This window comes from Glycomyces sp. NPDC046736, from assembly GCF_040645615.1.
Lineage (GTDB): Bacteria > Actinomycetota > Actinomycetes > Mycobacteriales > Micromonosporaceae > Glycomyces.
This window is the reverse complement of record NZ_JBEYYO010000011.1, coordinates 155,760-176,517: the sequence shown is the minus strand read 5'-3', so window position 1 is coordinate 176,517 and position 20,758 is coordinate 155,760. Positions and strand designations below refer to the sequence as shown.

At 70.3% G+C, this 20,758-nt stretch carries 15 protein-coding genes; 8 read left to right on the top strand and 7 right to left on the bottom strand.

Translation table 11 applies throughout. The annotated features are described in order from the left end of the window. Positions 1 to 70 precede the first annotated feature (70 nt). Positions 71 to 643 (bottom strand): dihydrofolate reductase family protein, encoded by a 573-nt coding sequence (locus AB0B28_RS13200; RefSeq protein WP_360120364.1) that lies wholly within the window; start codon positions 641 to 643, stop codon positions 71 to 73. Positions 644 to 834: 191 nt separating this feature from the next. Here AB0B28_RS13200 and AB0B28_RS13195 point away from each other — a divergent pair, with 191 nt between their 5' ends. Next, a complete protein-coding gene (locus tag AB0B28_RS13195) occupies positions 835 to 1,236 on the top strand; it encodes a hypothetical protein (protein ID WP_360120362.1) in 402 nt (133 codons plus the stop codon). Positions 1,237 to 1,287: 51 nt separating this feature from the next. On the opposite strand, the gene AB0B28_RS13190 is transcribed toward AB0B28_RS13195, so the two are convergent. Beyond that, the gene (locus AB0B28_RS13190) at positions 1,288 to 3,414 is read right to left on the bottom strand and encodes an anthranilate synthase component I (protein WP_360120360.1); all 2,127 of its coding nucleotides are present in this window, start codon (positions 3,412 to 3,414) and stop codon (positions 1,288 to 1,290) included. Between the two features lie 478 nt (positions 3,415 to 3,892). Between AB0B28_RS13190 and ileS the strand changes: the two genes are divergently transcribed. After that, a complete protein-coding gene (ileS, locus tag AB0B28_RS13185) occupies positions 3,893 to 7,039 on the top strand; it encodes an isoleucine--tRNA ligase (RefSeq protein ID WP_360120358.1) in 3,147 nt (1,048 codons plus the stop codon). 161 nt (positions 7,040 to 7,200) lie between these two features. On the opposite strand, the gene AB0B28_RS13180 is transcribed toward ileS, so the two are convergent. From AB0B28_RS13180 to AB0B28_RS13160, 5 genes are all read right to left on the bottom strand, one after another. Further along, positions 7,201 to 7,671, bottom strand: coding sequence for a DUF4878 domain-containing protein (locus AB0B28_RS13180; RefSeq protein WP_360120356.1), 471 nt, complete (start codon positions 7,669 to 7,671; stop codon positions 7,201 to 7,203). A 133-nt stretch (positions 7,672 to 7,804) separates the two neighbouring features. Continuing rightward, positions 7,805 to 10,873, bottom strand: a complete 3,069-nt coding sequence (locus AB0B28_RS13175; protein ID WP_360120353.1) for a UvrD-helicase domain-containing protein — start codon at positions 10,871 to 10,873, stop codon at positions 7,805 to 7,807. Next, the gene (locus AB0B28_RS13170; protein ID WP_360120351.1) at positions 10,866 to 13,970 is read right to left on the bottom strand and encodes an ATP-dependent DNA helicase; all 3,105 of its coding nucleotides are present in this window, start codon (positions 13,968 to 13,970) and stop codon (positions 10,866 to 10,868) included. The genes AB0B28_RS13175 and AB0B28_RS13170 overlap by 8 nt, the downstream gene beginning before the upstream one ends. A gap of 108 nt (positions 13,971 to 14,078) precedes the next feature. After that, positions 14,079 to 15,710: an ABC transporter permease gene (locus tag AB0B28_RS13165; protein WP_360120349.1), complete on the bottom strand. Its 1,632-nt coding sequence runs from the start codon at positions 15,708 to 15,710 to the stop codon at positions 14,079 to 14,081. Continuing rightward, positions 15,707 to 16,627 (bottom strand): ABC transporter ATP-binding protein, encoded by a 921-nt coding sequence (locus AB0B28_RS13160; RefSeq protein ID WP_360120347.1) that lies wholly within the window; start codon positions 16,625 to 16,627, stop codon positions 15,707 to 15,709. The genes AB0B28_RS13165 and AB0B28_RS13160 overlap by 4 nt, the downstream gene beginning before the upstream one ends. A 107-nt stretch (positions 16,628 to 16,734) precedes the next feature. On the opposite strand from AB0B28_RS13160, the gene AB0B28_RS13155 reads away from it, so the two are divergent. The 6 genes from AB0B28_RS13155 (at position 16,735) to rplJ (ending at position 20,734) form a co-directional block, all read left to right on the top strand. After that, positions 16,735 to 17,256 carry a helix-turn-helix domain-containing protein gene (locus tag AB0B28_RS13155; RefSeq protein ID WP_360120345.1) on the top strand — a complete coding sequence of 174 codons (522 nt, stop codon included), beginning with the start codon at positions 16,735 to 16,737 and terminating at the stop codon, positions 17,254 to 17,256. Between the two features lie 57 nt (positions 17,257 to 17,313). Further along, entirely contained in the window at positions 17,314 to 17,595 is a 282-nt protein-coding gene (gene secE / locus AB0B28_RS13150) for a preprotein translocase subunit SecE (protein WP_360120343.1), read from the top strand. A gap of 230 nt (positions 17,596 to 17,825) precedes the next feature. Beyond that, on the top strand, positions 17,826 to 18,557 hold the full coding sequence (gene nusG / locus AB0B28_RS13145) for a transcription termination/antitermination protein NusG (RefSeq protein ID WP_360120341.1): 732 nt from the start codon (positions 17,826 to 17,828) through the stop codon (positions 18,555 to 18,557). A 159-nt stretch (positions 18,558 to 18,716) separates the two neighbouring features. Continuing rightward, positions 18,717 to 19,148, top strand: coding sequence for a 50S ribosomal protein L11 (gene rplK, locus AB0B28_RS13140; RefSeq protein ID WP_360120339.1), 432 nt, complete (start codon positions 18,717 to 18,719; stop codon positions 19,146 to 19,148). 84 nt (positions 19,149 to 19,232) lie between these two features. Continuing rightward, a complete protein-coding gene (rplA, locus tag AB0B28_RS13135; protein ID WP_360120337.1) occupies positions 19,233 to 19,928 on the top strand; it encodes a 50S ribosomal protein L1 in 696 nt (231 codons plus the stop codon). Between the two features lie 269 nt (positions 19,929 to 20,197). Next, a complete protein-coding gene (gene rplJ / locus AB0B28_RS13130) occupies positions 20,198 to 20,734 on the top strand; it encodes a 50S ribosomal protein L10 (RefSeq protein ID WP_360120335.1) in 537 nt (178 codons plus the stop codon). The last annotated feature ends 24 nt before the right edge of the window (positions 20,735 to 20,758 follow it).

Here is a 20,758-nt window from a genome sequence, read left to right as displayed (position 1 = left end):
GTGTCCGGGCCGATGAGCGCCGGGCCGAAGGCCGGGTGCTCGCGGCGTTGCCGACTCGCCGACGCTGTCGCTACTTCACTCGGTAAGCGAGGTTTGCGAATTGGCCTATCGCTTTGGCCTCGACCAGTTCGAGGTGGTGCGAGAGGATCCTTCGGGGGAGCAGCGGTGCGCCGCCTCCGAGGAAGACCGGGGCTACCGAGACTCGGATCTCGTCCAGGAGCCCGGCGTCGAAGAACTGGCCGACCAGGTCGCCGCCGCCCACGATCCAGAGGTCCTTCTCGCCGGCGGCCTCGGTCATCTCGGCGTGGACCGCCGCCACGTCGCCTCGCGCGAACCGGATGTCCGCCCCCGGTACCGCCGGGAGTTCCCGGGAGGTGAGCACCCAGGTCGGCGCCTGGTACTCCCACTTCTCCGGGTTGTCGATCAGCTGCTCGTGCTCGGTGATCCACTCGTAGGTGGTCGACCCCATGCAGATCGCGCCCACGTTGTCGAGGAATTCGCCGAACCCGTCGAGCGGCGACTCCTCGGTGCCCTCGGATTCGGGGTGCCCGCCGGGGACGGTGAACAGCCACTCCAGTGAATTGTCGGGGTCGGCGATGTACCCGTCGATGGTCGTTGCGGTGTTGTACACGGTTTTGCCCATCCCGACACCCAATCACACCCCACCGACACTCCGGCCCGCCCGCCAACGATCGAACCCCCGAATCCGACACGGCCCACAAGTGTCGGCTTCCCGACATTAGGCGTTTTGGGCCGAAACGGGACTCCCGCGTACTTAGGTTGAGACCGCGCCATAAGGCGTAGTCATGATCAAGTTCACCAAAGGGGTGATCAATGGTATTGAAGAGGATCTTCACTGCCATCGGCGTCGTGGCGGCCGCTCTTGCGCTGTCGCTGACCGCCACTTCATCGGCCACGGCGGTTCCCGCCGAAGGGGCCCAGCTCGCCGAGTCGCGGACCGCGAGCTCGGCCGTCCCGGACACCGCCGTGGAGCAGCGAACCTGCCGGGCCCGGTTCTCCGAGGGCGTCAACCAGCGGCTCCATGCCGACGCGGGCTCCACGAAGCTCGGGATCATCCCGGCCGGCACCTGGGTCCAGGCCTCATGCGACCGCGTGTCCGGCGGCCAGTACACCGCGTGCGGCCTCACCAGCGAGTTCTGGTTGGAGGTCTACTGGAACGGCAACTGGGGCTACAGCATCTGGTCGTGCGTGAAGGACTGGGAGTACACCTCTTGACCGACTGAACAGCGCGGCCGGGACTACATGCGTCCCGGCCGCGCTCCGCGTTCAGCGCGTCAACCGCAGCACGTTCCCGATGATCCGGTGCCCGTGCGCGCCCGCCGCGGTCAGGATCGACTCGGGGTGGAACTGCACCGCGAACCACCGCTTCGACGGGGCCTCGATTGCCATCACGACCTCGTCGATCGCCGCGGTCGGCGTGAACTGGCCCTTCACCTGGTCGGCCGTGGCGTACAGCGAGTGGTACCGCGCCGCGGTCACCTCGTCGGGCAGCCCGTCGAACAGGCCCCCGCCGGTGACCTTCACGTTCCCCGGCTTCCCGTGGCTCGGCTCGTCCAGCAGCGACAGCTCGCCGCCCGCGTGCTCGACAAGCGCCTGGAGCCCCAGGCACACCCCGAACACCGGCAGCTCCCGCCGCGCCAGCTCGTCCAGCAGCGCCGCCGTCCCGAAGTCGGTCGGCCGCCCCGGCCCCGGCGAGAGCACCACCAGGTCCGGCGCCAGCACATCCAAAGTGGACGACGCGTCGAAGCCGAACCGCAGCGTGGTCACCTCGCACCCGTGCTGGCGGAAGTAGTCCCCGAGCGTGTTCACGAACGAGTCCTCGTGGTCGACCAGCAGCACCCTGCGCCCTGCACCGGCCGGGCCGCCCGCGACCTCGATCGGCTCCGGCACCGGCGTCGCCGCCCCGAGCCCGCCCGCCGCGGTCTCCAGCAGCGCCCGCGCCTTCAGGTGCGTCTCGGCCTCTTCGGCGTCGGGGTCGGAGTCGTACAGCAGCGTCGCGCCCGCCCGCACCCGCGCGACCCCGTCCCGGATCTGCGCGGTGCGCAGCGTCAGACCGGTGTTCATGTTCCCGTCCAGGCCCACGAACCCGACCGCGCCGCCGTACCAGCGCCGCGGCGTGGTCTCCTGCTCCTCGATGAACCGCATCGCCCAGGTCTTCGGCGCGCCGGTCACCGTCACCGCCCACATGTGGGTGAGGAACGCGTCCAGCGCGTCCATGCCCTCCCGCAGCCGCCCCTCGATGTGGTCGACCGTGTGGATCAGCCGCGAGTACATCTCGATCTGCCTGCGCCCCAGCACCTTCACCGAACCGGGCACGCACACGCGGGCCTTGTCGTTGCGGTCGACGTCGGTGCACATCGTCAGCTCCGACTCCTCCTTGCGGGAGGCGATGAGCTCGGCGATCTGCGCCGCGTCGTGCATCGGGTCCGAACCGCGCGCGATCGTGCCCGAGATCGGGCACGTCTCGACCCGGTCCCCGGTGACCCGCACGAACATCTCCGGCGACGCACCCACCAGGTACTCGCGGTCGCCGAGGTTGAACAGGAACTCGTACGGCGCGGGGTTGGCCGTCCGCAGCCGCTCGTAGAACGCCGTCGGCGAATCGCACGCCGCGTACATCTCGTGGCCCGGCACGACCTCGAACAGGTTGCCCGCCTTGAACTCGGTCTTCGCGCGCCGCACCGTGTCGGCGTACACGCCCGGCACCGGCCCCTCCGGAACCGTCTCGGCGGGCACGTAGTCCAGCGACGCGGTCCGCCGCGCCAGCCCCTTCGTGGTCCGCTCCCCGAAGGCGAACTCGTACCGGCGCACCTGGGCGGTCTCCCGCTTGCGGTCCACCACGTACAGCTCGTCGGCCAAGTGCAGCACCAGGTCCCGCGTGTCCGCGGGCCGCTCCTTCGCGTACGGGATCGGCTCGAACTGATAAGCCAGGTCGTACCCGAACGCCCCCCACAGCCCCAGGTACGGGTCGTCGCACTTGAGCGAGTCGAGCACCACCCGCAGCGCCGAGAACGCCGTCGGCTGCTTCGACCGCAGCTCCTCGGGCACCCGGCCCTCGGGCACCGGCACCTCGACACGCACCTCGCCGTCCTCGCGGACCACTTCGCCCACGCCCGCCGCCGCGAAAGCGTCGGCGAGCACGTCGACCAGCAGGAACCCGCGCGGGTTCAACTGCGTCACCGTCACCGTGCGGCCCCGCGCCACGACCTCCAGGCACGGGTCCACATACGCGAGGTGATAGCGCGAATAGCGCCCCGGGTACTCCATGCCGCTGGAGAGCACGCCGCCGCGGCGGGTCTCGACCCGCGCCACGACCTCCGTCAGATCGGGCGAATCGAGCTCTTCGACGGTGCGCTCCACCGTCACGCCCGACGGGGTATGGAAAACGGTCATCTGGGCCTCTTCCTCACTGGGTCTCTCATCCCTGTAGAGGCGGCCGACCCCGGATACGACGAAGCGACCGCCATCGAGACGGTCGCTGGTTTCGCTACACGCAAAAGCACTGACGCCGCCTCAGCGACGCCACCACCAGTTGCGTGCGTGGATTCTCACAGCGCGAATACTACATGTCCGACCAGTGGAACGCCTCCCGCCCGCCGCGAGGCGCAATTCGCTCGCGAACCTCCCCACCGGTGGCGCTACACTTGCGGGCAACAGCGTCGACCCGGCCATCACCGGCGAGCTTCCGGAAGAACAGGTCGCGAGACCTCACTAGAACCGGACGGACGCGGCCCGTCACCGCCGCTCACGAAGCGGGCGCATCCGTGCGCCAAGCGAGGTGGTACCGCGGGCCCGACCTCCGTAACCGGGAGGCCCAGCTCGTCCTCGCACACCGAGATCCGCCAGGTGTGTGTGAGGAGACACCGGTCCTATGGCCTATCCACTCGACGACCCCAAACGGGGCGTACCCGCGAGCCCGAACCTCCCGGAGGTCGAGCGCCGCGTGCTCGACTTCTGGACCAAGGACGACACCTTCCAGGCCTCCATCGAGGCCCGCCCCGCCGGCCAGAACGGGAGCAACGAGTTCGTCTTCTACGACGGCCCGCCCTTCGCCAACGGCCTGCCCCACTACGGGCACCTCCTCACCGGCTACGTCAAGGACATCGTCCCGCGCTACCAGACCATGCGCGGGCGCCGCGTCGAGCGCCGCTTCGGCTGGGACACCCACGGCATGCCCGCCGAGGTCACCACCGAGCAGGAGCTCGGCCTCAAATCCAAGGCCGAGATCGAGGCCTACGGCGTGGACCGCTTCAACGCCGCCGCCAAGGCCTCGGTCCTCCAGTTCACCGACGAATGGGTCGACTACGTGACCCGCCAAGCCCGCTGGGTCGACTTCGAGAACGACTACAAGACCCTCGACCTCCCCTACATGGAGAGCGTCATGTGGGCCTTCAAGACCCTCTACGACAAGGGCCTCATCTACGAGGGCTACCGCGTGCTCTGGTACTGCTGGCGCTGCGAGACCCCCCTGGCCGCCACCGAGACCAAGATGGACGACACCTACCGGGACCGCCAGGACCCGGCCGTCACCGTCGGCCTCGACATCGTCGACGACGGCCCGCTGGGTGGCGTCAAACTCCTGGTGTGGACCACCACGCCCTGGACCCTGCCGTCCAACCTCGCCGCCGCCGTCCACCCCGACGTCGACTACGTCGTGGTCGAGTCCGAAGGCAGCCGCTACCTCCTCGCCGAAGCCCGCGTCGGCGCCTACGCCCGCGAACTCGGCGAGGAACCCGCCGTCCTCTCGCGCCACAAAGGCACCGACCTCCTCGGCCTGCGCTACAACCCGCCGTTCGACTTCTTCGCCGGACGCACCAACGCCCACCAGGTCCTCGCCGCCGACTACGTCACCACCGAAGACGGCACCGGCGTCGTCCACATCGCCCCCGCCTTCGGTGAAGAGGACAAGGTCGTCACCGACGCCGCCGGCATCGAACCGGTCGTCCCCGTCGACGACTCCGGCAAGTTCACCGACGAGGTCCCCCCCTACGCGGGCGTCCACGTCTTCGAGGCCAACAAGCTCATCATCGCCGACCTCAAGTCCACCCAGCGGCTCCTGCGCCACGACACCTACAACCACAACTACCCGCACTGCTGGCGCTGCGGCTCCCCGCTGATCCAGCGCGCCCTCTCGGCCTGGTTCGTGGCCGTCACGCGGTTCCGCGACCGCATGGTCGAACTCAACCAGCAGATCGACTGGACCCCTTCGCATGTCAAGGACGGCCAGTTCGGCAAGTGGCTCGCCAACGCCCGCGACTGGAACATCAGCCGCAGCCGCTTCTGGGGCGCCCCCATCCCGGTGTGGGTCTCCGACGACCCCGCCTACCCGCGCGTCGACGTCTACGGCTCGCTCGCCGACCTCGAACGCGACTTCGGCCAGCCCGTGACCGACCTCCACCGGCCCGGCATCGACGAACTCGTGCGCCCCAACCCCGACGACCCGACCGGCAAGTCCACGATGCGCCGCGTCCCCGAGGTCCTCGACTGCTGGTTCGAGTCCGGCTCCATGCCGTTCGCGCAGGTCCACTACCCGTTCGAGAACGCCGACTGGTTCGAGCACCACTACCCCGGCGACTTCATCGTCGAGTACACCGCCCAGACCCGCGGCTGGTTCTACCTGCTCCACGTGCTCGCCACCGCCCTGTTCGACCGGCCCGCGTTCCGCACCGCAGTCGTCCACGGCACCCTCCTGGGCGACGACGGGCAGAAGATGTCCAAGTCCTACAAGAACTACCCGGACGTGCGCGAGTCCTTCGAGTCCTTCGGCTCCGACGCCGTGCGCTGGTCGCTCGTGTCCTCCCCGGTCCTGCGCGGCGGCGACATGCCCGTCACCGAGACCGGCTTCCGCGACTCGGTGCGCCAGATCGTGCTGCCGCTGTGGAACGTGTGGTACTTCTACACCCTCTACGCCGGCGCCGCCGGATACGAGGCGAGCCCCGCCGAGGCCCGCGCCACCGCGCTGGCCTCGGAGCACCGGCTCGACAAGTACCTGCTGGCCAAGACCCGCGAACTGGTCGAGTCGATGACGACTTCGATGGACGAGTACGACCTGGTGGCCGCCACCGCGGCGTTCCGGTCCTACCTCGAAAGCCTCACCAACTGGTACGTGCGCCGCTCGCGCGACCGGTTCTGGGAGGGCGACGAGGCCGGGTTCGCGACGCTCGCGACGGCGTTGAAGACCGCCTGCGAGGTCGCCGCGCCGCTGCTGCCGATGATCACCGAGGACGTCTGGCGGGGCCTGACCGGCGGCCGCTCGGTGCACCTCGCCGACTGGCCCGAGGCCGCGGACCTGCCCGCCGACCACGACCTGGTCGAGGCCATGGACGCGGTGCGCGAGATCGCCTCGGTGGGCCTGTTCATGCGCAAGGCCCGCAAGCTCCGCGTGCGACTGCCGCTCGCGAAGGTCACCGTGGCCACGGCCCACGCCGAGCGGCTCGCGCCGTTCGCGGACTTCCTGCGCGACGAGCTGAACGTCAAGGCCGTCGTGTTCGACTCCGACGTGAGCGCCTACTCGCGCACTGATCTCAAGCTCGTCCCGCGCGCCCTGGGCCCGCGCCTGGGCAAGGACGTGCAACGGGTCATCAAGGCCGTCAAGGCCGGCGACTGGACCGTCGCGGACGGGACCGTGACCGCCGGCGGCGTGGTCCTCGAAGACGGCGAGTTCGAACTCACGATGGTCGCCGTCGACGCCGACCACACCGAGGCCCTCCCGAACGAAGGCGGCGTGCTCGTCCTCGACACGGAGGTCACCCCGGAGCTGGCCGCCGAAGGCCTCGCCCGCGACCTGGTCCGCGTGATCCAACAGGCCCGCAAGGACGCCGACCTCGACGTCTCCGACCGCATCACCGCCACCGTCGACGCCACCGAGGCCGTCCGCGACGCGATCGAGCCCCACCTCGACTTCGTCAAGGCCGAAACCCTCGCCCTGGACCTCACCTTCGCCACCCTCCCCGACACCGCCACCTCAGGCGACGCCGGAGAGGGAGAAACAGTGAAGGCCGCCGTCCAGAAGCGTTGAGCGCCTGAACGATTCATGGGCCCGGGCATCGCATGGTGCCTGGGCCCTGATGTTCGTTGCCGTCGAGGGTTCACTCCTCGCGCGAACGATCGCTGAACGTCAACCTCGAACACCGAAAAGGGGCCCGGCGAGCGAAGCTCGCCGGGCCCCTTCTTTGTTGCTTAGGCGAAGTAGCCGCAGATCTTCCAGGCGTCGTCTTCCTTGACGAGGTCGATGGTCTCGTCGGTGGTGTCGCCGTCGACGGTGATGGAGACTTCGACGGTGGCGGTGTCGTCCTCTTCCTTCACGTCGCCGATCTCGTATTCGACGTCGCTGATCTTGGAGAGGGAGTCGCCGGCCATGTCGATGGCTTCCTTGCGCTCTTCCTCGGAGAGGTCGGCGAAGAGCGTCGCGGCTTCCTTCATGCTGTCGGCGTCTTCGGCGCAGGCGTACTCCTCGGCGATCTCGCCGGCCTTCTCGGCGTCGCCGTCGAGCATGGCGTTGACGAGGTCTTCGGCCCCGTTGTCGAGGAAGTTCTCGACCGCGCCTTCGGGCGAGTCGTTGCCGCTGCCGCAAGCGGCGAGGGCAAGGGCGAGGGCGAAGGCGCCGCCGGTCACGGCGGTGGCGCGGCGGAGGTTGACGTTGATGCTCATGAGTTCCAATCAAATGGGGAGACTGTTGCGACCCTGTGGGTAAGAGGGCCGTCGGCCCGGGCGGCCGTCGTCACGCGATGGTCACATTAACAGCCCCGCGCAAACCCGAGGCGATCCCGGACTGAACGACGCGCTAATCAATCTCGGGCCACCAGGTGTGGTCGCTACCGATGTAGTGGAAGGCAGCACGGACCTCGGACTCCTCGATGCCCTTGAGACGCGCCCAGGCCCGGCGGTAGACCTTGAGCTGCAACGCGGCGTGCTCAGCGGCCTCGCCGGTCGGGGGGCGTCCGGTCTTCCAGTCCACGATGTCGTAGCCGCCTTCCTCACCGAAACCGTGCTCTCTGTAGAAGACCGCGTCAATCCGCCCGCGCACCACCGTGCCCTCGTAGTCGACCACGAACGGGACCTCTTGGGCCGCGATGCGCCTCCGCGACCACGCCGACTTCTCGAACGCGGCCTTGAGGCGGTCGAGCTCGGTGCGGTCGGCGACCTCGTCGGCGGCCCCGGGCAGCTCGATCGCGTCGAACAGGCTGCCGCCGCCGAAGAACTCCTCGACCCACGCGTGGAACTCGGTGCCGCGCCGCGTGGCCGGGCGCGGCGGCTGCGGCATCGGGCGGCGGCGCTCGGCCGCGAACGCGCCCTCGTCGGCCCGCAGCGCCATGAGCTGCGAGGTCGACAGCCGTGCGGGCCTGGGCAGACGCACCACCCCCGACTCGCGCTCGTCCCGCTCGGCGAGCAGCAGCTCGGCCTCCTCGCGCCACTGCCGCGCGAGCGGGCCCTCAGACTCCGGTTCCTCCGCGCGCAGCACCAGCTCCGCCGCCTCCGCGAACGCCGCCTGACGCGTCCCAAGCGGCGCCTTCGCGGGCCACTCGGCCGTCCTGGCCTGGTCTTCGAGCGGGTTCGACGGCCCCGGCTCGGCCCACACCGTCACATGCGCGCCCGCGTTCCGGGCCTCCTCCAAATAGGGAGCGGGCTTGCGCGAGGCCCGCGCCTCCGCGTCCCACCAGTAGCCGCTCGCGAGCAGCCCCCACCGGGCCCGCGTCAGCGCCACATAGGCCAGCCGCCGCTCCTCGTCGAGCCGCGCCTCGCGGTCGTCGGTCTTGAACGCCTGCACCGACTTCTTCACCTCGGCGGGCGTGTACGCCTCGTCCAGGTGCAGCTCCGGCAGGTTCTCGGCGTCGCCGCGCAGCCCGTACGGCAGCCGCGCCGCGTCGCTCACCCACGTCGAGTCGCGCTTCACCGAGGTCGGCAGGATCCCTTCGCACAGGCCCGGCACGGCCACCACGTCCCACTCCAGGCCCTTCGCGGCGTGCACGGTCATCAGCTGCACCACCCCGCCCGCCGGGTTCGCGCCCTCCACGACCAGGCCCCGCTCCCGCTTCGCGGCCGACTCCAGATAGGACAGGAACCCGGGGACGCTGGCCCCGCTGGTGTCGTTCTCGTAGGACGCGGCGATGTCGGTGAACTCGTCGAGGTTCGACAGGTCGCCGTGGTGGAGCATCACCTCGACGTCGAGGCCGCTGCGCGCGATCACGTCGCCGACCACGTCGGGCAGGCTCTGCCCCAGGCGGCCCCGGATCCAGCTCAGTTCCTCGTGCAGCTGCTCGAACCGCAGGTACCCGAGCGTCGAGTAGTGCTCGGCCGCACCGGGATCGGCGAGCGCGTCGGCCAGCGACGCCTCGGCTTCCATCCCCGCGTCCGGTTCGAATCCGCGCGAGTCCGGCGCGAGTTCCCGCGCCCGCGCCCACAGCGAGGCGATGTCGCGGGGCCCGAGCCGCCAGCGGTTGCCCGCGAGCAGCCGCATGAGCGCGGCCCCGTCGGTCGGGTCGGCGGCCGCGCGCAGCATCGCCACGGTCTCGGCCACCTCGGGGTAGTACAGCAGCCCGAGCGAGCCGACGACCTGGACCGGCAGCCCGGCCGCGGTGAGCGCCCGGTGCAGGGCCGGGATCTGGCGCCGCTTGCGGATGAGGACCGCGGCGGTCTCCTCGCCGCCGGGGTTCCACGCCGCGGCGAGCCGCCCGGCCAGCCATTCGGCCTCTTCGGCGGCGGTGAGGTGCATCGAGGCCTCGACGCGGCCGGTGCCGAAGTCGTCGTCGAACTTCGCGCCCACGGTCAGCGGCGGCACGGTCCCGGCCCGCAGCGGCTCGGAGACCGCGTTCGCGACGTCGAGCACCGCTTCGCGGTTGCGCCACGACTTGGTCAGGTACGCGACCGGCGCGGCCTGCCCGTCCCGGTCCGGGAAGTCGGCGGGGAACCGCTGGAGCGTCCCGGCCGAGGCCCCGCGCCAGGAGTAGATCGACTGGTTCGGGTCGCCCACGGCCGTGACCGGATGCCCGCCGCCGAACAGGTCCCGCAGCAGCGCGACCTGCGAATACGACGTGTCCTGGTATTCGTCGAGGAGCACGATCCGCCACCGGTCCCGCTCGGTGCGGATGATCTCGGGCGCCCCGGCCACGAGCTGCGCGGCCAGCGAGAGCTGGTCGGCGAAGTCCATGACCCCCAGCTCCCTCTTGCGCCGGTCCCAGGCCTCCACGAGCGGCAGCAGCTGGTCCCTCTTGCGCCGCAGCGACATCAGGTTCCTGAACTCGTCGTTCTGCTTGGCGCTCTGGCGCTCCTCCAAGAGCTCGTACAGGTCCCGGTCGAAGCGCCGCAGGTCCGCGCCGTCCCGCAGGTGCTCGGCGAGCTGTTCGGCGAGTTGGAGCACCAGTTCGGTGACGCGGTCGACGCTGACGTCGAACTCGCTCATCTCGCCGTCCCACGCGCACACCAGGTCCCGTGCGAGCTGCCAGCGCCCGGTGTCGGTGATGACGCGGGTGCCCGGTTCGATGCCGATGCGCAGCCCGTGCTCGCCGACGAGGTTGCCCGCGTAGGCGTTGTAGGTCGACACGGTCGGTTCGCCGTGCAGCTCGGCCAGGTCGGGCACGGTCTCGGTGAGCCGTCGCAGTTTGTCCCTGACGCGCGCGGCGAGTTCGGCCGCGGCCTTGCGGGTGAAGGTGAGGCCGAGGATGTGCTCGGGGCGGGCGATGCGGTTCGCGATGAGCCACACGACCCGGTCGGCCATGGTGGTGGTCTTGCCCGATCCGGCCCCGGCGATGACGAGCATCGGCGCGGGCGCGGCTTCGATCACGTCGCGCTGCTCTTCGGTCGGGGACGGCTGCCCGAGCCGGTTGGCCAGGCCGACGGCGCTGTAGCTACTCATCGGTGACCTGCCGTCCCTCGTCGGCGATGGGGCAGCAGTGCTTGACCGAGCAGGTCTCGCATTTGCTGGTGTTGCGGGCCTCGAACACGGCCCCGCCCATGCGGCCGGCGGTGTCGGCCACGAGGTCGCGGGCCCAGTCGGGATTCTCGGCCTCGCTCAGCGGCCCCTGCGGACGCGCGGCGGCCTTGGCGCCCTTGGCGTTCGGGTAGACCAGTTCGGCTCCGCCGGTCTCGGTGCCCTCCTCGAACGCGCCTTCGGCGACCGCGAGCTGGTAGACCCCGAGCTGCGCGTGGGTCTTGGCCTCGTCGAACGTGGGCGGGGTCTTTCCGGTCTTGAGGTCGACGACGTAGAGGCGGCCTTCGGGGTCGCGTTCGAGCCGGTCGATCTGCCCGGACATCACGACCTCGACGCCGGGCGGCCCGATCTCCAGCTTGACGCGGAAGGACCGCTCGGCCCCGAGCAGTTCCCTGCGGTTGGCACTGAGCCAGGCCGCGAACCTTTCGACGGCCCCTGAGACTCTGCGGCGCTGCTGCTCGGCGTGCCAGGGGGCCTCGAACGGGAGCCGGTCGAAGTGCTCGCCCACCACGCGTTCCATGACGGCCGCCGGGTCGGCCGCGGGGTCGAGCGTGACCGCTTCGGCGGCGGCGTGGAGCAGGGTCCCGAGGTGGCGGGGGAGCAGGTCGCCCGAGTCGGCGCCGTGGGATTCGAGGACCCACCGCAGCCCGCACTGCTGCGTGGTCTCCACTTGGGACGGTGAGATCCTGATGGTCTCCCCGGCGAGCGCCAAAGCGCGCTCGTCGGAGATCTCGGCCAGCCCCCACCACTTCGCCGGATCGGCCCCAGGGACCTCCGCGGCGGCGAGCCGCCGCAGCGCGGCCGCGGCCGCGTCCCGCTCGCCGTGCCCGGCGTCGACGGCGACCTCCCGCAGCCGCGCGGTGAGCGACGCGAGGCTCAGCGGCCGTCCCCGCCTGGGCGCGGCCTGCGGCTCGACCCCGAGCTCGGCGCAGAACCGGCTCGGCTGCGCGTCGTCGGAGTCCACGGCCGTGACCAGCAGTCTCGTACGGGCCCGGGTGCACGCGTTGTAGAACAGCCGCCGTTCCTCGTCGAGCAGCTGCGCGACCTGGTCCACGTCGGCGCGCCCGTCGAGCACGTCCACGAGCGCCTCGGCCCCCAGGAGCGACCCGCGCGGCCGCAGGTTCGGCCACCCGCCCTCCTGCGCGCCCGCCACGATGACGAACTCCCATTGCCGCCCGTGCGCCGCGTGCGCGGTGGTGAGCGTGACGGCGTCACCGAGATCGGCTCGCGCCGAGAGGAAGTCGCCGGGCAGCTGCTGGTGCAGCACGTGCTCGCAGAACACCTCGGCCCGCGCCCCGGGCTGCTTCACCTCGTAGTCGGCCGCCAGGTCGAACATCGCGATCACCGCGTCGAGCTCGGCGTCGGCCCGCTGCGCCCGCCGGTCGGAAGAGAGCGCCCGCCGCCGCAGCCGCTCGTCCAGACCCGAGGCCTCCCACACCGCCCACAGCGTCGCGGTCACCCCGCCTTCGGTCCGGGCCGCGGTGAACAAAGCGTCGAGCCGCCGGGCCGGTTCGGCCCACGGCTCCTCGGGCAGCTCCGCGATCCGCTCCGGATCGGCCAGGGCCTCCACCAGCAGGTCCGCGCCGGGGGAGAAGTCGTCGGCGGCCACCGCGAGGCGCCGCAGCTCTTGGCGCAGCCGCCGCTCGGCGAACGGGTCGGCCCCGCCGAACTGCGAGTGCAGCAGCCCGGCCGCGGTGGTCTCGTCGAGCCGGTCCCGGTGGCGCCCAACCAAGACCACCCGCAGCAGGTCCCGCACGGTCGGATGCGCCGGCAGCGGCACGTCGTCGGCGGCCTGCCGCGTGGGCACCCCCGCGTGCTGCATGGCCCGCCGCAACTGCGGGATCGCCGAAGCCGACTTGACCACGACCGCCATGTCGCCGTAGGGAACCCCGTCGAGCAGATGCGAGCGCCGCGCGACGTCGGCGATGTAGACCGCCTCCCGCGTAGGCGAAGGCAGGTACACCACCTCCACCCGCCCGGCCGCCTCACTCGCGGTCCCCCTCCTGCGGTCCCGGTCCGAACCCCGCAACCGCCGCGACAGCACCGTGGTCGCCGCCAGCGGCGCGAGCGCCACCGTATGCGTGTCGTCGAGCCGCACCACCGGCGCCTCGACCCCAGGCGAGACCGGGAACCGATCAGGGAAGTCCCGCACCGACTCAGGGTCCCCGCCCTGGTACCCGAACACCGCCGCATCGGGCGACCCGGCCGCGACCAGGTTTCCGCCCTCCCCGGCCAGCAACTCCAGCAGCCGCACATGCGCCGGAGTCGCGTCTTGCAGATCGTCCACGAACACCCAAGCGGGCCTGGGGAACAGCCCCGGGTCGCGCCGCAGCGCCGCCACGGCCGCCCGCACGATCTCGGCCGAGTCGTACAGCGCACTGCTCATCGACTGGAGCGCCAGCGTCGTCACATAACGATCGTAGAAACGCGAAGCCGAAACCCACTCAGGACGGTCGTGCACCGCCCCCAACCGCGCCAACTCGGGCGCCGAAAGCCCCCGCTCCCCGCACCGCAGCACCACATCGCGCAACTGCTGCGCGAACGCGTACGTCCCGACCGCCTCCTCGAACCCCTCAGGCCACCCGAAGTCCTCACCGCCGAGCATCGACCGGATCAACGCGTCGGCCTCCGGCCCGGTCAGCAACCGCGGCTCCTCCCGGCCCGCGGCCACCGCACCAGCGCGCAGCAGCGCGAACGCGAACGCCGGGAACGTGAACACCCCGATCTCCGCCGCCGAATACGGCGCGGTCGCCGCGTTCAACCGCGCCCGCAGATGCGCCGTGTCCTGCCGCCGCAACCCCAGCACCAGGATCGACGCCGGATCCACCCCCGAAGCGACCTTCGCCTCCGCGGCCCGCACCAGCGCCTCGGTCTTCCCCGTCTGCGGCCCGCCCCGCACCAGCAGCGGACCGGACGCGTGCTCGACGACCGCCCGCTGCTCCGCATCGAGCGCGAAATCGAGCGCGTCGGCGGGCGGATCGGTCAATTCGTAGCGGAGATCGGCGGCACCCTGCAAGGACATGGTCCCAATGGAATCACGCCCGACCGACAAAGGCGGCGCCGCCGATCCGGGGTGTCGAATCGACGGCGCCTGGTTCCCTTTCCCCGCTTCTCCACGAAGCGCAGGCTTCTAACTGAAATGCAGATCCCGCCGCCGCACCCCGACATACCCCAGCGCCGCCAGCGCCGCGGCGACCAGCGTCACCACCACCGCCGCGACCCAGTCCACGTCCTTCGCCGGGTACGCCGCCAGATGCTCCAGCGGCGAGGCCGCCCGGAACCAGCCCGGCAGGTCGAGCATGTCCCCGAAGTACATCACCACGAACACGTACACCCAAGCGAGCCAACGCAACCAGCCCAGCCTGGGCAGCCACGCGTACGTCGCGAACGCGAACGCGGTGAGCGCCCACACCGCCGGGAGCTTCAGCGCCGAAGCGGCCAGCAGCTTCCCGAACCAGCCCCAGTCCTCCAGCGACGCCGACCCGACCAGCCCCAGCAGCACACCCGCCGCGACCGTCGCGGCCGTCACCGCCCACATCGCCGCCGGCAGGTACGAACCCGGCCACCCGCCGCGCCCGACCACCCCGGCCGCGATCAGCTCACCGCGCCCCTGCGTCTCCTCCTTGCGGGCCCGCCCGATCACCAGCAGCCCGAACAGCGCCGCGATCAACCCGTTGACCGAGACGAACGTGGCCGCCACGTTCGCCTCGATCGAGGCCCCGCCCTGGTCGATCACCTCCCGCTCGGCCTCCGAGAGCCCGTCGAGCATCTCGTCGGCCCCGCCCAGCAGCGAACCCCACGCGCTCCCCAGCACCAGCAACGTGATCACCCCGGCCACGGTGATCCCCTTGACCAGCCGGAACGTCAACGCCGTCGCACTGCGCAAACCAGGCTTCGCCGCAGGCCTACCGGGCCGGGACGCGATCAAGCCCTGCCCGAAGTCCCGCCGCGTGACCAGCGCGAACGCGACCCACACCAACACCAGCGCGAACCCCGCGGCGATCGACAGCGGCCACCACCGCTGCTCAGGCGTGTACACGTACGTCAGCTGCGACCACCCGATCGGCGACAGCCACGTCACCCCGTTCTCCTGCGCGTTCCCCATGCCCGCCGTCAGCGCCGACCAGCCCAACGCGGTGAACCCGATCGCGTTCGCCGTCGAAGCGAACCCCGCGACCTGCGAGGCCACCGCCGCGAGCGCGGCGAACACCACCGCCACCGCGGTGTGCGCGAGCCCGAACAGCAGCGCGCTGGCGCCCTGCGAGCCCGGCAGTCCCGCGGCCGCGAGCGCCATGAGCCCGCCGAGGGCCACTGCGGCGATCCCCGAGAGCAGCAGCGCCGCGGCCAGGTCCGCGCGCCGCCCGATCGGATTGGACCGCAGCACCTCAGACCGCGAGTTCTCCTCGTCGGCCCGCGTCAGCCGCGTGACCAGCATGAGGAACATGACCGCGGTGAGCGCCCCCGTCCACAGGATCATCTGGTGGGAGAACATCGCGCCCACGCTGTCGGCGTACGCGGCGATGTAGGTCTCGGGCCCGGTCATCGACCGCATCGCGGGCGTGTCCACGGTGACCCCGAACGCGGCCCGGTCGGCCGCGTCCGGGTAGAGGTCCCGGAACGAGGCCGCGAGCGCCCACGTGCCGCCGGCGATCCCCAGCAGCCACCCGAGCAGGAACACCCGCGAGCGCCGCAGCTGGAACCTGAGCAGGTTCCCGGTCCCGGCGAGCGTGCCCAGGTCCCGTTCGATCTCGGCGACGGTCATGACCCGTGCTCCTCGCGCACGCCCGAGGCGGCCAGCTCGTCGCCGTAGTAGCGCAGGAAGATCTCTTCGAGCGACGGCGGCTCGCACGTCAGAGCGGCGACCCCGGCCACCGCGAGCTGCGCGAGCACGTCGTCGAGCGCGGCGGTGTCGACGCTGCACTCCACGTCGAGCCCGTTGACCTTGAGGTCGTGCACGCCCTCGTGGTCCTCAAGGCCCCGCAGCGGCTGCTTGAGGGTCGCCCGCACCCGCGAGCGCGAGAAGTGCCGCATTTCGGCGAGCGTCCCGGTCTCGGCGATCGCGCCCTTGCGGATGATGCTCACCCGCTGGCACAGCGCCTCGACCTCGCTCATGATGTGGCTCGACAGCAGCACCGTGCGGCCCTGCTCGGCGGCTTCCTTGACGCATTCGTTGAAGACCGCGCCCATGAGCGGGTCGAGCCCCGAGGTCGGCTCGTCGAGCAGGAGGAGGTCGACGTCGGCGGCGAACGCGGCCACGAGCGCGACCTTCTGCCGATTGCCCTTGGAGTAGGAGCGGCCCTTCTTGCGCGGGTCGAGGTCGAACCGCTCCAGCAGCTCGTCGCGGCGGCGCTTGTCGACGCCGCCGCGCAGCCTGCCGAGGAGGTCGATCGTCTCGCCGCCGGACAGGCCCGGCCACAACGCCACGTCCCCGGGGACGTAGGCCAGGCGCCGGTGCAGTTCGGCGGCGTCCTTCCAGGGGTCGGCGCCGAACAGCTCGGCGCGGCCGCCGTCGGAGCGCAGCATGCCCAGGAGCACGCGCACGGTGGTGGACTTCCCCGCGCCGTTGGGGCCGAGGAAGCCGTGGGTCTCGCCTTGGGAGACTTCGAGGTCGAGTTCGTCGAGCGCGGTCACGTGACCGAAGCGCTTGACGAGTTTCTCAGTGCGGATCACTGCGTTCATGCGCTCAAGCTATCACAGTTTTCATGAATTCGTGAAACTTGTGACATGACAAGATATGATCGAAGATCGCCCGGCCCCGGCCGGGGCGAGGACTACGAGGGGAAACGATGGACGGGGACACCGAGGAGCGCAGGGCGATGCTCGAATACGTCGAGCAGTTCGCCGGGATCCTGACCGCGAGCGGCATGCAGCGCATGGCCGCCCGGGTTTTCACCTACATCCTGGTCGACGACACCGAGACCTACACCGCCGCCGACATCGCCGACCGCCTGGGCATCAGCCTCGCCGCCGTCTCCGGTTCGGTGCGCGAGCTCATCGCCGCGGGCCTGCTGGTCAAGAGCCGCCGCCCCTCCACCCGCGCCGACGTCTACCGCCTCAACGACGACGACATCTGGGGCTCGATCATGCTCGACCGCTCCGGTTTCCTGGAGCGCTACCGGGACACCGCGATCATCGGCATCGAGACGATGCCCGACGGCCCGGGCCGCGACCGGCTCATCCAGACCGCCGCGTTCATGGAGTTCATCAAGAAGGAGATGGCCGCCATGCGTGAGGACTGGAACGAGCGCCGGGCCGAGCTCTCGGCCGAATACGAAGCCCGCCGCCGCGATAGTGAGGCCCCTAAATAGGTCCGGTATGCTGCAAGCCTGACCGCCCCGATCAGATGAACCCTGGAGGAAGCCGACGTGGCCGACGACACCAGCCGCTCCGATGCGACCGCTGACAAGGGTCGTCCCACGCCCAAGCGGGGCGAGAAGACCGCCGACCGCAACGTCTTCCGCAAACTCGGTCGGTTCTTCCGCGAGGTCGTCGAGCAGCTCCGCAAGGTCGTCTACCCGACCCGCAAGCAGCTGGTCACCTACTCGATCGTGGTCCTGATCTTCGTCGGCATCATCATGGCCTACATCGGCGGCCTCGACCTCCTCTTCGGCGACCTGATCCGCCGCGCCTTCGGCGCCGAGAGCTAGAGCCCGAGCCCTCCATCTCCTTTCGCCCCCGTCGCCGCACCGCCGGGCGGATTGCGTGACCTGCGCCGGTTCGACGGTGCCTGAGGCGCGCCGCCTCCCGGAGCGGCTACCCTAGTATGACGCGCGCCGGTTCCGCCGGCGCGCGACTTCACAGGCGGCACTCGCCGCTTCCGAAACTTTGAGCAAGTACCCCGCCGTGCGGCGGGGCCAATCCGGATTGAGAGTTGAGCGTGTCTGAGTTCGACGAGGCCCTGAAGAACGACGCCGAGGCGCAGGCCGCGGCGCAGGTCGCGGACGCAGGCGACGAGCCGGAGATCGAGGACGACGAGGTCGCCGAGTCCGCCGAGCCGGAGGTCGACCCGGCCGAGGCGCTGCGCGCCAAGCTGCGTTTCGCCCCGGGCGAGTGGTACGTGCTCCACTCCTACGCGGGCTTCGAGAACCGCGTGCGCTCGAACCTGGAGAACCGCATCCAGTCCTTCGACATGGAGGACTACATCTACCAGATCGAGGTCCCCACCCACACCGAGGTGGAGATCAAGAACGGCAAGCGCTCCAAGGTCGAGGCCAAGGTCTTCCCCAGCTACGTGCTGGTCCGCATGGAGATGACCCCCGAGTCCTACTCGGTCGTGCGCAACACGCCCGGCGTGACCGGCTTCGTGGGCGTGGTCGACCGCACCGACCGGCCCAGCCCGCTCCCGCTCGACGAAGTGATCCAGTGGCTGCTCCCGCCCGAGCAGAAGCCCAAGGACGAGGCCGCGAGCGAGAGCCCGGTCGCCGGCGACGACATCAAGGTCGACTTCACCGAGGGCGAGTCCGTCACCGTCGTCGACGGCGCGTTCGCCTCGATGCCGGCCACGATCGCCGAGATCAACGCCGAGCAGCAGAAACTCAAGGTGCTCGTGTCGATCTTCGGCCGCGAGACCCCGGTCGAGCTCAACTTCAACCAGGTCTCCAAGCTGTAACCGAGGCTGTAGCGCGAGCTACAGCTCACACACCTCGCTCCGGGGTCTCGCCGGTCCGGCAGGTACCCTGGAGAGGTTGTGCGGCAGCGTGGCGCTGCCGTGCGCGTAAAGCAGACGCGGGGGATCACCCTCGCGTCATCCCAGGAAGAGAAGGACACGATGGCTCCCAACAAGAAAGCCGTTGTGACGTTCAAGCTGGAGCTCGCGGGTGGTCAGGCCACCCCGGCCCCGCCGGTGGGTCCCGCCCTCGGCCAGCACGGCGTCAACATCATGGAGTTCTGCAAGGCCTACAACGCGGCCACCGAATCCCAGCGCGGCGAGGTCCTCCCCGCTGAGATCACGGTGTACGAGGACCGTTCGTTCACGTTCGTCCTCAAGACCCCGCCGGCCGCCAAGCTGCTGCTCAAGGCCGCGGGCGTCCCGAAGGGCTCCGGCGAGCCGCACCGCGTCAAGGTCGGCAAGGTGACCCAGGCCCAGGTGCGCGAGATCGCGGAGAAGAAGCTCCCCGACCTCAACGCCAACGACCTCGACGCCGCGTCGCTCATCGTCGCCGGCACCGCCCGTTCCATGGGCATCACCGTCGAGGCCTAGGCCAAGCCGCCGCCGGCCCCGCCGGCACCCGAACCCAGTGGCAGGGCGCGCGCCGTCCTCACCACGACATCCGAAGGATGAATCATGAAGCGCAGCAAGAAGTACCAAGACCTGGCCAAGAAGGTCGACCGGTCGCAGCTCTACGCTCCCACCGAGGCCGTCGGCCTCGCCAAGGAGACCTCCCCGACCAAGTTCGACGCCACCGTTGAGGTCGCTCTGCGCCTCGGCGTCGACCCGCGTCAGGCCGACCAGCTGGTCCGCGGCACCGTCTCCCTGCCCCACGGCACGGGCAAGACCGTCCGCGTGATCGCCTTCGCCGAAGGCGACAAGGCCGAGGCCGCCGTCGCCGCCGGCGCCGACGAGGTCGGCTCCGACGAACTGGTCAAGCGGATCTCCGAGGGCTGGCTCGACTTCGACGCCGCCGTCGCCACTCCCGACCAGATGGCCAAGATCGGCCGGATCGCGCGCATCCTGGGCCCGCGCGGTCTCATGCCGAACCCGAAGACCGGCACCGTCACGCCGGACGTCGCGAAGGCCGTCACCGAGATCAAGGCCGGCAAGATCGCCTTCCGCGTCGACAAGCACGCCAACCTGCACCTGCCGATCGGCAAGGCCAGCTTCTCGCCCGAGCAGCTCGCCGAGAACTACAACGCCGCTCTCGAAGAGGTGCAGCGCCTGAAGCCGTCCAGCTCCAAGGGCGTGTACATCAAGAAGGTCACCGTCTCGACCACCATGGGCCCGGGCATCCCGGTCGACCCGCAGGCGGTCAAGGTCAAGTAGACCCCAGATGTGACGAAGCCCCGGCGCAGGCTCCTGCGCCGGGGCTTCGCGCATCCTGGGTGTTAGTCTGGAGTCAACAACCCAAAGACCGTTCGGTCACCGCCTTGCGCGGTTGTAAACCACCCGGGACCGACGTAGGGCGACTATCGAAGCAACCATGTTGGTGCCGACTCGTTCGGTCCAGGTTCCAGTGATGAGGCGTCCCGCGGGGCGCCTTTTCGACGTCTCCGCGACGGTTGAGGATTGATCAGCCGAGAGAGGAGGGAATTATGGCTGAACGGGAATACCCGGCGGGTAAGCAGACCGCCATCGCCGAACTCGCCGAAGACTTCTCCAACGCGAACGCCACGGTGCTCACCGAGTACCGCGGCCTGACCGTTGCAGAACTGCGCGAGCTCCGGCGTTCCCTCGGCGAGGGCACGCGTTACCGCGTCGCCAAGAACACCCTCGCCAAGCGCGCCGCGAACCAGGCCGGCGTGACCGGTCTGGACGAGCTGTTCACCGGTCCCACCGCGATCACCTTCATCGAAGGCGACCCGGTGGAAGCCGCGAAGGGCCTGCGCAACTTCGCCAAGACGCACGAAGCCCTGGTCATCAAGGGCGGATTCATGGAGGGCAAAGCCCTCTCGGTCGACGAGATCACCAAGCTCGCCGACCTCGAATCGCGCGAAGTGCTGCTGGCGAAGCTCGCCGGCGCGATGAAGGCCACCGCCCAGAAGACCGCCTCCGTGCTCGCCGCCCCTGCTTCGCAGGTGGCCCGGCTCGGTGCGGCTCTCCAGGACAAGAAGGCGGCCAGTGGCGAGTAGCGCCGCTAGCCCGAGACTTTAAAG

Excerpts from the sequence above, each read along its gene's own strand:
- AB0B28_RS13180 (WP_360120356.1), bottom strand. The coding sequence starts at position 7,671 with ATGAGCATCAACGTCAACCTCCGCCGCGCCACCGCCGTGACCGGCGGC.
- AB0B28_RS13165 (WP_360120349.1), bottom strand. The coding sequence starts at position 15,710 with ATGACCGTCGCCGAGATCGAACGGGACCTGGGCACGCTCGCCGGGACC.
- rplA (WP_360120337.1), top strand. The coding sequence starts at position 19,233 with ATGAAGCGCAGCAAGAAGTACCAAGACCTGGCCAAGAAGGTCGACCGG.
- rplK (WP_360120339.1), top strand. The coding sequence starts at position 18,717 with ATGGCTCCCAACAAGAAAGCCGTTGTGACGTTCAAGCTGGAGCTCGCG.
- AB0B28_RS13190 (WP_360120360.1), bottom strand. The coding sequence starts at position 3,414 with ATGACCGTTTTCCATACCCCGTCGGGCGTGACGGTGGAGCGCACCGTC.
- AB0B28_RS13175 (WP_360120353.1), bottom strand. The coding sequence starts at position 10,873 with ATGAGTAGCTACAGCGCCGTCGGCCTGGCCAACCGGCTCGGGCAGCCG.
- ileS (WP_360120358.1), top strand. The coding sequence starts at position 3,893 with ATGGCCTATCCACTCGACGACCCCAAACGGGGCGTACCCGCGAGCCCG.
- AB0B28_RS13155 (WP_360120345.1), top strand. The coding sequence starts at position 16,735 with ATGGACGGGGACACCGAGGAGCGCAGGGCGATGCTCGAATACGTCGAG.
- AB0B28_RS13200 (WP_360120364.1), bottom strand. The coding sequence starts at position 643 with ATGGGCAAAACCGTGTACAACACCGCAACGACCATCGACGGGTACATC.
- AB0B28_RS13160 (WP_360120347.1), bottom strand. The coding sequence starts at position 16,627 with ATGAACGCAGTGATCCGCACTGAGAAACTCGTCAAGCGCTTCGGTCAC.
- AB0B28_RS13170 (WP_360120351.1), bottom strand. The coding sequence starts at position 13,970 with ATGTCCTTGCAGGGTGCCGCCGATCTCCGCTACGAATTGACCGATCCG.
- rplJ (WP_360120335.1), top strand. The coding sequence starts at position 20,198 with ATGGCTGAACGGGAATACCCGGCGGGTAAGCAGACCGCCATCGCCGAA.
- AB0B28_RS13195 (WP_360120362.1), top strand. The coding sequence starts at position 835 with ATGGTATTGAAGAGGATCTTCACTGCCATCGGCGTCGTGGCGGCCGCT.